Origin of the sequence: Pseudomonas sp. CC120222-01a (assembly GCF_003097235.1) — a bacterium.
GTDB lineage: Bacteria > Pseudomonadota > Gammaproteobacteria > Pseudomonadales > Pseudomonadaceae > Aquipseudomonas.
In genome coordinates, this window is the sequence record NZ_QEQQ01000003.1 from 278531 (window position 1) to 291007 (window position 12477).

Here is a 12477-nt window from a genome sequence, read left to right on the forward strand (position 1 = left end):
GTACACCCCATGACCATCGATTCGCCAACCCTCGAACGCCTGGCCGCCGACCTGCGGCGCGCGCAACAGCAGGGTGAAGCCATCGCCCCGCTGCGCGACGCCATCGGCGCGGAAAACTCCGAGGCCGCCTATGCCATCCAGCGCCTGAACGTGGCCCATGCCCTGGCCGCTGGCCGCCGCCTGGTCGGGCGCAAGATCGGCCTGACCAACCCCAAGGTGCAGGCCCAGCTGGGTGTCGACCAGCCGGACTTCGGCAGCCTGTTCGCCGACATGTGCTACGGCGACAACGAAGCCGTGCCTTTTGCGAGCGTGATGCAGCCAAAGATCGAGGCCGAGATCGCCCTGGTACTGGCCCATGACCTGCCCAGTGCCCAGACCACCTTCGCCGATGTGATCGGCGCCACGGCCTATGCCTTGCCGGCACTGGAAGTCGTCGGCAGCCGCATCCAGGGCTGGAACATCCGCTTTGCCGACACCGTGGCCGACAACGCCTCCAGCGGCTGCTTCGTGCTCGGCGGCCCGGCCCGCCAGCTGCACGGCCTCGACCTGCGCGGCGCGGCCATGCGCATGACCCGCAACGGCGAGCTGGTGTCCAGCGGCAGCGGCGCCGAATGCCTCGGCCACCCGCTCAATGCTGCGGTGTGGCTGGCCCGCACCATGGCCCGGCTGGGCGAACCGCTGCGGGCGGGCGACATCATCCTCACCGGTGCCCTCGGGCCGATGGTGGCGGTGGCGCCGGGCGACCATTTCGAAGCCGAGATCGACGGCCTGGGCCGCGTCGGCGTGACCTTCAGCGGCGAATGACGGAGACCTCCATGAGCCACAAACGCAAAGCCGCCATCATCGGTTCCGGCAACATCGGCACCGACCTGATGATCAAGATCCTGCGCAACGCCAAGCACCTGGAGATGGCCGCGATGGTCGGCATCGACCCGGCCTCCGACGGCCTGGCCCGCGCCGCCCGCCTGGGCGTGGCCACCACCCACGAAGGGGTGGAGGGCCTGACCCGCCTGCCGGTGTTCAAGGACATCGATTTCGTCTTCGACGCCACCAGCGCCGGTGCCCACGTGAAGAACGACGCCTTCCTGCGCCAACACAAGGCCGACCTGCGCATGATCGACCTGACCCCGGCCGCCATCGGCCCGTACTGCGTGCCGGTGGTCAACCTGGAGCAGCACTTGCAGGCGACCAACGTCAACATGGTCACCTGCGGTGGCCAGGCGACCATCCCCATCGTCGCAGCGGTGTCGCGGGTGGCCAAGGTGCACTACGCCGAGATCGTCGCCTCGATCGCCAGCAAATCCGCCGGCCCCGGCACCCGCGCCAACATCGACGAATTCACCGAGACCACCAGCAAGGCCATCGAAGTGATCGGCGGTGCGGCCAAGGGCAAGGCGATCATCATCATGAACCCGGCCGAACCGCCGCTGATGATGCGCGACACCGTCTACGTGCTCAGCGAAGCCGCCGACCCGCAGCAGGTGGCGGCGAGCATCGAAGAAATGGCCGCTGCGGTGCAGGCCTACGTGCCGGGCTACCGGCTCAAGCAGCAGGTGCAGTTCGAACAGGTGCGCGACTTGAAGCTGCCAGGGCAGGGGACCTTCAGCGGCCTCAAGACCTCGGTGTTCCTCGAAGTCGAAGGCGCCGCCCACTACCTGCCGGCCTACGCCGGCAACCTCGACATCATGACCTCCGCCGCGCTGGCCACCGCCGAGCGCATGGCCCTGGCGATGGGAGCCCCGGCATGAACGGTAAAAAGCTCTATATCAGTGACGTGACCCTGCGCGATGGCATGCACGCCATCCGCCATCAGTATTCGCTGGACGACGTGCGCGCCATCGCCGGCGCCCTCGACCGGGCCAAGGTCGACTCGATCGAAGTGGCCCATGGCGATGGCCTGCAGGGCTCCAGTTTCAACTACGGTTTCGGTGCCCACACCGACCTCGAATGGATCGAAGCAGCGGCCGACGCGGTGAGCCACGCCAAAATCGCCACGCTGCTGCTGCCAGGGATCGGCACCCTCCATGACCTGAAGAACGCCTACGACGCCGGTGCCCGCATCGTCCGCGTGGCCACCCACTGCACCGAGGCGGACGTCTCGCGCCAGCACATCGAATATGCCCGTGGGCTGGGCATGGACACCGTCGGCTTCCTGATGATGAGCCACATGCAGACGCCCGAAGGGCTGGCGCAGCAGGCGAAGCTGATGGAGGGCTACGGCGCTACCTGCATCTATGTGGTGGACTCGGGCGGGGCGATGAACATGGACGACATCCGTGCGCGCTTCCGGGCGGTCAAGACGGTGCTCGACCCGGCGACCGAGACCGGCATCCACGCCCACCACAACCTCAGCCTCGGCGTGGCCAACTCCATCGCCGCGGTGGAGGAGGGCTGCGACCGCATCGACGCCAGCCTCGCCGGCATGGGGGCAGGCGCGGGCAACGCGCCGCTGGAAGTGTTCATCGCCGCCGCCGACAAGCTGGGCTGGCACCACGGCACTGACCTGTACGCGCTGATGGACGCCGCCGACGACCTGGTGCGGCCGCTGCAGGACCGCCCGGTACGGGTCGACCGGGAAACCCTGGCCCTGGGCTATGCCGGGGTCTACTCGAGCTTCCTGCGCCATGCCGAAGTGGCCGCTGCCCGCTATGGCATCAAGGCGGTGGACATCCTCGTCGAACTGGGCAAGCGGCGCATGGTCGGCGGCCAGGAAGACATGATCGTCGATGTGGCGCTGGACCTGCTCAAGCGCTGACCCCTGTAGGAGCGGGCTTGTCTCGCGAATGGGGCGCACAGCGCCCCCCTCTCGACCCCAATACAAAAACAAGACGGGTAATCCCATGACTTCTCCTGCAATCGACACGTCGCGTGTATCGATCACCATCGGCCTGTGTTTCCTCGTCGCGCTGCTCGAAGGCCTCGACCTGCAAGCCGCCGGCATCGCCGCCCCGGGCATGGCCAGCGCCTTCGCACTGGGCAAGCTGCAAATGGGTTGGGTGTTCAGCGCCGGTATCCTCGGTCTGCTGCCTGGCGCCTTGGTCGGCGGCTGGCTGGCCGACCGTTTTGGCCGCAAGCGGGTGCTGATCGCCTCGGTCGCGCTGTTCGGCGTGTTCTCCCTGGCCACTGCCCACGCCTGGAGCCTGCCCAGCCTGTTGATGGCGCGCCTGCTGACGGGTGTGGGCCTGGGCGCGGCACTGCCCAACCTCATCGCGCTCACCTCCGAGGCCGCCGGTGAGCGCCTGCGCGGCAGTGCCGTAAGCCTGATGTACTGCGGCGTGCCCCTTGGCGCGGCGCTGGCCGCGGGTATCGGCATTGCCGGCTACAGCGGCGACTGGCAGCGGGTATTCCATGTCGGCGGTGCCGGGCCGCTGCTGATCCTGCCGTTGCTGCTGCGCTACCTGCCCGAGTCCAACCAGTTCCGTGCCACTGCCGAAGCCACGCCGAACCTGCGCCGCGAGCTGTTTGGACAGGGCGCGACCTGGCTGCTGTGGCTGAGCTACTTCTTCACCTTGATGGTGGTGTACATCCTGATCAACTGGCTGCCGAGCCTGCTGGTCGGGCAGGGCTTCAGCAGCCATGACGCCAGCTGGGTGATGTTCGCCCTGCAGATCGGCGCCGCCATCGGCACCCTGGCCCTTGGCCTGCTGCTCGAACGCCTGCCAGCCTGGGCCACGGCGGCGCTGGTTTACCTCGGCATTCTGGCCGCGCTGGCCGGCCTGGGGTTGGCCAACGAGCTGACCGGCATGCTGGTCGCCGGCTTCTGTGCGGGCTTCTTCGCCACCGGTGGCCAGGGTGTGCTGTATGCCCTGGCGCCGCATTTCTACCCCGTGCGCGTACGCGCCACCGGCGTCGGCGCGGCCGTCGCCGTCGGGCGCCTGGGGGCGATGAGCGGGCCGCTGGTGGCGGGCCAGATGCTCGCCCTTGGCGCCGGTTCCGCCGGCGTGCTGCTGGCCTCGGCGCCGGGTGTGGTGATTGCCGCGCTGGCGCTGTTCCGCCTGATCGGCCGCCGCCCCGCCTGACCTCGGATTGTTCGATCTTGCGTGCTCCCTGCTGCGCCTGCGGCAGGGCTTCCTACAACTACAAGAAAGTAACCTGACCATGCACAAGGCCCCGAAAACCTGCCTGGCCGTTGGCCTGCTCTGCAGCAGCACTGCCCATGCCGCCGGCTTCGTCGAAGACAGCCACGCCGAGCTGGTGCTGCGCAACTACTACTTCGACCGCAACTACCTGGGCACCACGCCACAGGCCGCCGCCCGCGAGTGGGCCCAGGGTTTCATCCTCAATGTCAGCTCCGGGTTCAGCGAGGGGCCGGTCGGCTTCGGCCTGGACGCCAAGGGCATGCTCGGGGTGAAGTTCGATTCCTCGCCCGACCGCGCCGGCACCGGCCTGCTGCCGTTCGACCGGACCACCCGTGAACCCGCCGATGACTATTCCGAACTGGGCCTGACCGGCAAGATGCGCATCTCGCACACCGAGCTGCAAGGCGGCACCATCAGCACCTTCCTGCCAATTGCCTTCGCCAGCCCGACCCGGCTGTTGCCGCAGACCTTCCGTGGCGCCTACCTGCGCTCCACCGACATCGACCGCTTCAGCCTGCACGCCGGCTGGCTCGACCGCATCAACCTGCGCGACTCCACCGACTACCAGAAGATGAGCATCGGCGCGCCCAATGGCCGCTTCAACGGCGCCGCCACCTCCGACCGTTTCACCTTCCTTGGCGGTGACTATGCCTGGTCGGACGCGCTGACCTTGCGCTACTACCATGCCGAGCTGGACCAGCTGTACCGCAAGGACTACTTCGGCTTCGTCGACGACCGCGCGGTCGGCGCGGGGCGCCTGAAGAGCGATTTCCGCCTGTTCGTCGCCGGTGAGGACGGCGCTGCCAAGGCCGGCCAGGTCGACAACCGCAACACCGCGCTGATGCTGACCTACGCCTGGGCCAGCCACAGCCTGGGCGTGGGCTACATGCGCCTGGATGGCGACACCGCCATGCCCTACCTGTACGGCACCGAGCCGCTGGTGATCACCGAGGGCACGCTCAGCTCGGAGTTCCTCAACCCCAGGGAACGCAGCTGGCAGGTGAAGTTCGACCAGGACTTCGCTCCGTTCGGTATGCCGGGGCTCAAGGGCATGCTGCGCTATGTGCGCGGCGACAACATCGAGCTGACGCAGTTTGGCGGCAGTGGGCTGAGCGAGAGCGAGAAGGATGTCGAGCTGTCGTATGCTGTGCAGCAGGGTACGTTCAAAGGCGTGACGCTGCGCTTGCGCCATGCCTGGTATCGCAATGACTTCACGGCGGGGGCGACTCACCGCGATGACAACGAATTGCGGGTGAACCTGGACTACACCGTCAGGCTCTGGTGAGTCAGCCAGCTGCGCGCTGGCGGGTCGCCTGCCAGCACAGCAGCGAGCCGACCGTCACCAGCAACGCACCTTGCCAGAACTGCAGCCCCAGGTGCGCGCCGAGCCAGGCGGCGGCAAAGGCCGACGACAACACTGGCGCCGAATAGGAAGCGGTCGCCAGCAAGGTCAGGTTGCCACGCAGGATGCCAATGTTCCACAAGGCATAGCCGCCAGCCATGCCCACCGCTGCAGCCAGTAGCTCCAGGCTGTGGCGCAGCGAGAAGGGCGGCAGCGTTTCGCTGCTTATCCAGTACTTCACCCACAGCACCGCCGCCGTCAGCAGGAAGAACAGCACCACATGGCTCTGCCCGTTGGCATAGCGCCGGGTGATGTTGCAGTACAGCGCGAAGGTGATCGCGCAGGCGGCGGCCAGGCTGTAGCTCAACGGGTTGGAGGCGACGTTGCTGGCGATGCTGTCCAGCGACAGGCCATCGGTGCTCACCACCCAGAGAATCCCCAGCAGGGCGACCGCAGTGCCGGGCACGATGATCCAGCGCGCCGGCTGGCGGTTCATGAAGATCGCCAGCAGTACCGTCAGGCTCGGCCACAGGTAGTTGACCACGCCCAGCTGGATGGCCTGGGTACGGCTGACGGCAAAGCCCAAGGCCAGGCACAGGCAGACTTCATAGGCGACGAACAGCGTGGAGCCGGTGATCAGGTAGAACCGCGAGGCATGGCGCAGGCGAGGGCGGCCGAGCAGCAGCACCAGCAGGGTGGCGCCGAGGGTGTAGATCAGCGCAGCGCCGCCGATCGGCCCGAAGTATTCGCTGACACTGCGAATCAGGCCGCTGGCCGTGCTCCACAGCAGGATCGCCGCCAGACCGCAGGCGGTGGCGGCAGGGCCGCTGGTGATGCGCATTGCAGGCTCTCAATCTGAAAAAAGGCCGGCGAGTCTAACACCGAGCGCTTGTAGGAGCGGCCTTGAGTCGCGAAAGGGAGGCGAAGCGTCCCCAGGATTTCAGCTTCGCCGCATGAATTGCCGGGGCCGCTCTGCGGCCCTTTCGCGACACAAGGCCGCTCCTACAGGGATTTGCGTATTAGCGCCGGGCCGAGAGTTGCTGAGGTGCCAGGAAGGCATCGTGGAAGTAGGTGCGCAGCGCCTGCATCGCCGGGCTGAAGGCGCGCTCGCGGTGCCAGGCGAGGCCGACGCTCATCGGTGTCACCGGGTCGGTGATGGTCACCGTTTCGATGCGCTTGCCTTCCAGCGACCAGGGGCGGTGCACCAGGTCGGAAAGGATCGCCACGCCGCTGCCGTTCGCGACCATGCTGCGCACGGCCTCCACCGAGCTGGTGCGTACGCGCACGTTCGGCCGTTGCCCGGCTTGCTGCCAGTAACGCATGGCGCTCTGTTCGGCTTCGTCCACGGTGAGCAGGATGTACGGCTCCCGGGCCACGTCGGCCAGGCTCACCGCCGAACGTTCGCACAGCGGATGATGGCCGGGCAGCCACAGCCGGCGCTCGGAGTTGAACAGGGTTTCCGAGAAGATATCGGGGTGGGTGAGGTTGGCGGTGAGCACCACTGCCATGTCGAAACGGCCTTCCAGCAGCCCCTGCTCGATGGCGCTGCGCTCCTGTTCATGCACTTCCAGGGTCACGTCCGGGTGCCAGTGCTCCAGGCGCTGCAAGTGGTGCGGCAGGAAGTAGCCGATCACCGTGTAGCTCGCCGCCAGGCGCAGCAGGCCGCTGGCGCGCACGTCTGGCAGTGGGCTGTTCAGGGCATCGTCGACGCTGCGCAGGATCACATAGGCACGGTTGAGGAAGTGCCGGCCGGCTTCGGTCAGGCTCATGCCCTGGGCCGAGCGCTGGAACAGCAGCACCCCCAGCATCGCCTCCAGCTCCTTGATCGCGGTGGTCACCGCCGACTGGGAAATATTGAGGTGAATCGCCGCCTGGGAGATCTGGCCGATCTCGGCGGTGGCGACAAAATAGCGAACCTGGCGCAGGGTCAGTGACACAGTGGGCTCCTGGGTATCTGATTTTCAGAAGACACCCTATCTGTTTATAGATCTTCCCAAGGGGGTTGGGAGAATCTAACGTGGCTTGCATGCCGTCACAAGCCAGGAGAACAGCGATGCGCGCAGTGGATTTCAACTCTGACATGGGCGAGGGCTTCGGCCCCTGGACCATCGGCGATGGCGTCGACCACGAACTGATGGCCTTCATCAGCTCGGCCAACATCGCCACTGGCTTTCATGCCGGCGACCCCGGCACCATGCGCCGCACCGTCGAGCGGGCCAAGGCGCTGGGCGTGGGCGTGGGGGCTCACCCCGGTTTCCGCGACCTGGTCGGCTTCGGCCGCCGCCACATCAACGCCCCGGCCCAGGAACTGGTCGACGACATCCTCTACCAGCTCGGTGCGCTGCGCGAGATTGCCTGGGCGCAGGGCGTCCGGCTGCAGCACATCAAGCCCCACGGCGCGCTGTACATGCACCTGGCCCGAGACGAAGAGGCCGCGCGCCTGCTGGTGGAAAACCTGCGGGTGATCGAACCGGAGCTGTTGCTGTATTGCATGCCCGGCTCGGTGATCTGCCGCATTGCCCAGGACCTCGGCCAGCCGGTGGTGCGCGAGTTCTACGCCGACCGCGAGTACGATCTGAGCGGCTCCATCGTGTTCACCCGCAACGTGCGTGGTTACGAGCCGCAACGGGTCGCCGAGCGGGTGCTGCGGGCCTGCCAGGAGGGTGTGGTGCGTACCGTGGAAGGCCAGGACCTGGCGATCGAATTCGATTCCATCTGCCTGCACAGCGACACCCCGGGCGCACTCGACCTGGTCGAAGCCACCCGTGGGGCACTGGACGCCGCCGGTATCGAGGTGCGCGCACCGCGCTGAGTTTCGACGGCTGCAGGCGCAAAGACGCCGCAGCCGGTTGCACCTGTTTTGTTTTGCCTGCCGTTCGATAAAGATTCCAAAAAAGGAGCAGACATGGCCAGTACCCCCATTCGCTACAGCTTCGGTGCCGACGAGCACCTGTTCGCCGAAGTCAGCGACAGCATGTCGCTGGAGGCCTTCTTCAAGGGCATGGCGGTGACCCGTGCGGTGGAGCGCCTGGCGCTGGAGGGCGTGCTCGACATCTGCCTGGCCAATGCCTCGTTCCAGATCCGCTTCGACCCGGACCGCATTGCCCCCGAGGCGCTGCTCGAAGCCGTACGTGGCGCCGAGGCCGAGGCGGTGGCCGAGCGTTCGTTGAGCACGCGGATCATCGAGATCCCGGTGCTGTACAACGACCCGTGGACCCACGAAACCCTCATGCGTTTCCGTGACCGCCACCAGGACCCCGACAGCACCGACCTGGAATACGCCGCCCGCATCAACGGCCTGGCCGACGTCGAGGCGTTCATTGCCGCGCACAGTGGCGCGCCGTGGTTCGTGTCGATGGTCGGCTTCGTTGCCGGCTTGCCGTTCATGTTCCAGATGGTCGAGCGCGAGCGGCAGTTGCAGGTGCCCAAGTACCTGCGCCCACGCACCGACACGCCCAAGCTGACCCTCGGCCATGGTGGCTGCTTCGGTTGCATCTACTCGGTGCGCGGGGCAGGGGGCTACCAGATGTTCGGCGTGACCCCGGCACCGATCTACGACCCGCAGCAGTCGCTGGCCTACCTGAAGGATCACATGGTGTTCTTCCGCCCCGGCGATATCGTGCAGTTCAAGCCCATGGACCGGCAGGCCTATGACCAGGCCGTGGCGGATGTCGAGGAAGGGCGCTTCGACCTGCGTATCCGCCCGGTGGAGTTTTCCCTGGATGCATTCCTCGCCGACCCGGTCGGCTATCCCAAATCGCTGCAGGAGGCGCTGGCATGATCAAGGTCATCAAACCCGGATTGGCCACCTCGGTGCAGGACATGGGCCGCGAAGGCTATTACCACCTGGGCATCCCGCCTTCCGGTGCGCTGGACCAGTACGCCTTGCAGGCCGCCAACCACCTGGTCGGCAACCCCGCAGGTGCGGCGGGCCTGGAATGCACGTTGGTGGGACCGGAACTGGAGTTCCAGCATGACGCACTGGTGGCGGTGTGCGGTGCGCAGATGCCGGTGCTGCTCGATGGCCGCGAACAGCGCCCGGATACCGCCTTCGCGGTACGTGCGGGGCAGGTGCTGCGCTTTGGCTTCCCTACGGCGGGCGCGCGAGCGTACCTGGCGGTGGCGGGCGGCATTGATGTCCCCGAGGTGCTTGGTAGCCGCTCGACTTACGCGTTGGGCGCGCTCGGTGGTTTGCAGGGGCGCAAGCTGGTAGCCGGTGACCTGCTGCCGGTCGGCGTGCCGAGTGGCAAGAGCCGCGTCGGCGCCAGCCTGCCCATGGCCTTGCGCCAATCGTTGGGCGGCGAAGTGGTGTTGCGGGTGGTGCCGGGGCTGTATTTCCACCGCTTGACCGAGGCGGCGGCGAAAAGCTTCTTCACCGATGCCTGGACCGTCGGTTCAGAAGCTGACCGCATCGGCTATCGCTACAAGGGCGGCGGTGCGCTGAGCTTCCAGCCGCGTGAGCAGCCGTTTGGCGCAGGGTCGGACCCCTCGAACATCGTCGACAGCTGCTACCCGATCGGCTCGATCCAGGTGCCGGCAGGGCTGGAGCCGATCATCCTGCACCGGGATGCGGTGTCAGGCGGTGGCTACGCGATGATCGGCACGGTGATCAGTGCCGACCTGGACCTGATCGGGCAGATGCAGCCGAACCAGCAGGCGCGGTTTTTGGCGGTGAGCCTGGAGGATGCTCTGGCGGCCCGGCGCTCGTACAAGAAGAAGCTCGGCTGCCTGGCCAGGCTGTTTGGCTGAGTAAACGGTTACCTGTACCGGCCTCTTCGCGGGCAAGCCCGCTCCCACAGGATTTGCACAGTATTCAAGCCCAGTGCAGTACTTGTGGGAGCGGGCTTGCCCGCGAAGAGGCCGGTACAGGCCACCGCAGCTTCAGAAGCTGTACTTGGCCGTCAGCATCATGTTACGCGGCGCGCCCCAGGTATCGCCGGCATAGTCCACAGAACTGGCAATGGCCGAGTAGTACTTGCGGTCGAACACATTGTTGGCATTGAGCTGCAGGTCCAGATTCTGGTTGACCCGATAGCCGGCCATCAGGTCGGTGACCGCGTAGGAACCTTGAATCAGCCGGTACTCGCTGCCATCGGCCACGGTGAAGTCGTTGTAGATACGGCTCTGCCACGAGATGTTGCCACCCACGCGCAGTTTCTCCAGCGGGCCCTGGAAGTGGTAGACGGTGTTCAGCTTGAACATGTGCTCCGGGGTGTCGGTGTCGAAACGCTGGTTGACGTTGGCGGGGTTGGCGGCGTCCTTGATGGTGTGCGCGCGGGCGTAGGTGTAACCGCCTCCAACCTGCCAATTCGGGGTCAGCGCGCCTTGCAGCTCCATGTCGATACCCTGGCTGCGTACCTCGCCCGAGGCTTCGTAGCAGGAGGTTTGCGGGCAATCCGCGACGAATACCTGGGTGGCACGGTTTTCCTGGTCGATGCGGAACAGTGCGATGCTGGCGTTGAGCGCGCCGCCAAAGTATTCGCCCTTGATGCCGACCTCGTAGTTCTTGCCCACGATCGGTTTTACCGGGGTGCCGGAAATGTCCTTCGAGCTTTGCGGGGTGAAGATGTCGCTGTAGCTCACGTACACCGAGTGATGGTCGTCGAGGTCGTAGATCAGGCCTGCGTACTTGGTGACGTTGCGGGTGACCTTGTAGTCGCCGTCGCCATCACGGTTGTCGTAGTCGTACCAGTCCAGGCGCCCGCCGAGGATCAGCTTGAGCGGGTCGGCCAGGTTCAGGCGGGTGGTGATGTACACGCCGTCCTGGGTGGTGACTTCGCGCTGGTTGCCGGTGTGCACGAAGTTCGGCTTGCTGCCGTTGAGCGGCCAGTTGGTGTCGTACGGGCTGTAGTTGCGGGTGTCCATGTCGTAGATGCGTTTGCTGGCGCCGACCACCAGCTCATGGCTGCGGCCCAGCAGGTCGAACGGCCCGCTGACGAAGGCATCCAGGCCCGCCTGGTTTTCCTGGTGCTTGGACTGGTAGACCGTGCGCGATATAGGCGCCTGCAGCCCGGCCCAGCGCGACTGGTAGGAACCGGTGAAGGTGGCCTGCTGCTGCGCGTAGTTGGCATTGACCTGCAGCTTCCAGTCGTTGGCCAGGCGCTGGCGCAACTCGGCGAATACCGTGTCGATTTGCTGGTCTTTGTTTTCCCAGTCGCTGCCGGGGTTGTAGGAGCGCGAGAAGCCCATGTGATGGCCGTCCAGGGCAGTCGGCATGGCGCCCCAGAAGTAGTTGGTCTTGTCCTTCTGGTGCGAGAAACCGAGCATCAGGCTGGTGTCATCGGACAGGTCTGCCTCGGTCACCGCATAGAACAGGCCGTGGTCTTCCTCGACGTCATCGATGTAGCTGTTGGCGTCGCGGTAAGACGCCACCACGCGCCCACGCAGGGTGCCGCTGTCGTTGAGCGGGCTGGAGGCATCGACCTCGCCGCGGTAGTCGTCCCAGCTGCCAGCGGCGCCGGTCAGGGTGACCTTCTGTTCGGCCAGCGGGCGCTTGCGCACCAGGTTGATGGCCGCCGACGGGTTGCCGGCACCGGTGACCAGGCCGGTGGCGCCGCGCACCACCTCGACCCGGTCGAACATCGCCAGGTTTGGCTGGGCGCCGACTATGTAGCCGGTGTAGCCGCTGGGGATGCCGTCGTACATCAGGTTGTCGATGTCGAACCCGCGTGCCGAGTAGCTTTGCCGGCCCGGGCCGTTGGAGTAGTCGAGGAACAGGCCAGGCGTGGCCTTGACCACGTCGTTGATGCTGGTCATGGCCTGGTCGTCCATGCGTTGGCGGGTGATCACGGTCACCGCCTGGGGCGTTTCACGCATGCTCAGCGGCAGCTTGGTGGCGGTGGACATGGAACCGGTGGTGTAGGAGCCCGAGCCCTCGGTGGTGCTGCCCAGCGCGTCGGAGCTGATTTCAGTGGCGCCCAGTTCCAGTGTGGTTGGGGCGTCTTCAGCCAGTGCGGGAGTGGCGATAGCCATGTAGACGGCCATGGCGAGCAGGTTACGGGCGGCGAGGGGGCGCGTGTGCGCGAGGGGCGACAACATGTAGGGCGGGCTCCTGAC

The 12477-nt window shown here is 66.3% G+C and carries 11 protein-coding genes; 8 read left to right on the plus strand and 3 right to left on the minus strand.

Annotated features, from left to right (window positions below; genetic code table 11):
• The first annotated feature begins 9 nt into the window (after positions 1-9).
• From mhpD to N430_RS06810, 5 genes are all read left to right on the plus strand, one after another.
• The gene (mhpD, locus tag N430_RS06790; protein ID WP_110633947.1) at positions 10-804 is read left to right on the plus strand and encodes a 2-keto-4-pentenoate hydratase; all 795 of its coding nucleotides are present in this window, start codon (positions 10-12) and stop codon (positions 802-804) included.
• 11 nt (positions 805-815) lie between these two features.
• Positions 816-1748, plus strand: coding sequence for an acetaldehyde dehydrogenase (acetylating) (locus N430_RS06795; RefSeq protein WP_110633944.1), 933 nt, complete (start codon positions 816-818; stop codon positions 1746-1748).
• A complete protein-coding gene (mhpE, locus tag N430_RS06800) occupies positions 1745-2755 on the plus strand; it encodes a 4-hydroxy-2-oxovalerate aldolase (protein WP_110633942.1) in 1011 nt (336 codons plus the stop codon). The genes N430_RS06795 and mhpE overlap by 4 nt, the downstream gene beginning before the upstream one ends.
• An 85-nt stretch (positions 2756-2840) precedes the next feature.
• Complete coding sequence (gene mhpT, locus N430_RS06805) at positions 2841-4019, plus strand: 3-(3-hydroxy-phenyl)propionate transporter MhpT (RefSeq protein ID WP_110633939.1); 1179 nt, start codon at positions 2841-2843, stop codon at positions 4017-4019.
• A 79-nt stretch (positions 4020-4098) separates the two neighbouring features.
• Positions 4099-5364, plus strand: coding sequence for an OprD family porin (locus tag N430_RS06810; RefSeq protein WP_110633934.1), 1266 nt, complete (start codon positions 4099-4101; stop codon positions 5362-5364).
• A 1-nt stretch (position 5365) separates the two neighbouring features.
• Here N430_RS06810 and yddG read toward each other — a convergent pair whose 3' ends face one another.
• Both yddG and N430_RS06820 read right to left on the minus strand, forming a co-directional pair.
• Positions 5366-6262 (minus strand): aromatic amino acid DMT transporter YddG, encoded by an 897-nt coding sequence (gene yddG, locus N430_RS06815; protein WP_110633931.1) that lies wholly within the window; start codon positions 6260-6262, stop codon positions 5366-5368.
• 178 nt (positions 6263-6440) lie between these two features.
• Positions 6441-7358: a LysR family transcriptional regulator gene (locus tag N430_RS06820; RefSeq protein WP_110633928.1), complete on the minus strand. Its 918-nt coding sequence runs from the start codon at positions 7356-7358 to the stop codon at positions 6441-6443.
• A 116-nt stretch (positions 7359-7474) separates the two neighbouring features.
• Here N430_RS06820 and N430_RS06825 point away from each other — a divergent pair, with 116 nt between their 5' ends.
• The 3 genes from N430_RS06825 (at position 7475) to N430_RS06835 (ending at position 10170) form a co-directional block, all read left to right on the plus strand.
• A complete protein-coding gene (locus N430_RS06825; protein ID WP_110633925.1) occupies positions 7475-8233 on the plus strand; it encodes a 5-oxoprolinase subunit PxpA in 759 nt (252 codons plus the stop codon).
• Positions 8234-8326: 93 nt separating this feature from the next.
• On the plus strand, positions 8327-9202 hold the full coding sequence (locus tag N430_RS06830; RefSeq protein WP_110633921.1) for an allophanate hydrolase subunit 1: 876 nt from the start codon (positions 8327-8329) through the stop codon (positions 9200-9202).
• Positions 9199-10170 (plus strand): biotin-dependent carboxyltransferase family protein, encoded by a 972-nt coding sequence (locus N430_RS06835; RefSeq protein ID WP_110633918.1) that lies wholly within the window; start codon positions 9199-9201, stop codon positions 10168-10170. Before N430_RS06830 ends, N430_RS06835 begins: the two co-directional genes overlap by 4 nt.
• A 132-nt stretch (positions 10171-10302) precedes the next feature.
• Here the strand turns inward: N430_RS06835 and N430_RS06845 are convergent, their stop codons facing one another.
• Positions 10303-12459 (minus strand): TonB-dependent siderophore receptor, encoded by a 2157-nt coding sequence (locus tag N430_RS06845; protein WP_110633916.1) that lies wholly within the window; start codon positions 12457-12459, stop codon positions 10303-10305.
• Positions 12460-12477: the final 18 nt, after the last annotated feature.

Coding starts and splice junctions, on each gene's coding strand:
- mhpD (WP_110633947.1), top strand. CDS start 10: ATGACCATCGATTCGCCAACCCTCGAACGCCTGGCCGCCGACCTGCGG.
- N430_RS06795 (WP_110633944.1), top strand. CDS start 816: ATGAGCCACAAACGCAAAGCCGCCATCATCGGTTCCGGCAACATCGGC.
- mhpE (WP_110633942.1), top strand. CDS start 1,745: ATGAACGGTAAAAAGCTCTATATCAGTGACGTGACCCTGCGCGATGGC.
- mhpT (WP_110633939.1), top strand. CDS start 2,841: ATGACTTCTCCTGCAATCGACACGTCGCGTGTATCGATCACCATCGGC.
- N430_RS06810 (WP_110633934.1), top strand. CDS start 4,099: ATGCACAAGGCCCCGAAAACCTGCCTGGCCGTTGGCCTGCTCTGCAGC.
- yddG (WP_110633931.1), bottom strand. CDS start 6,262: ATGCGCATCACCAGCGGCCCTGCCGCCACCGCCTGCGGTCTGGCGGCG.
- N430_RS06825 (WP_110633925.1), top strand. CDS start 7,475: ATGCGCGCAGTGGATTTCAACTCTGACATGGGCGAGGGCTTCGGCCCC.
- N430_RS06830 (WP_110633921.1), top strand. CDS start 8,327: ATGGCCAGTACCCCCATTCGCTACAGCTTCGGTGCCGACGAGCACCTG.
- N430_RS06835 (WP_110633918.1), top strand. CDS start 9,199: ATGATCAAGGTCATCAAACCCGGATTGGCCACCTCGGTGCAGGACATG.
- N430_RS06845 (WP_110633916.1), bottom strand. CDS start 12,459: ATGTTGTCGCCCCTCGCGCACACGCGCCCCCTCGCCGCCCGTAACCTG.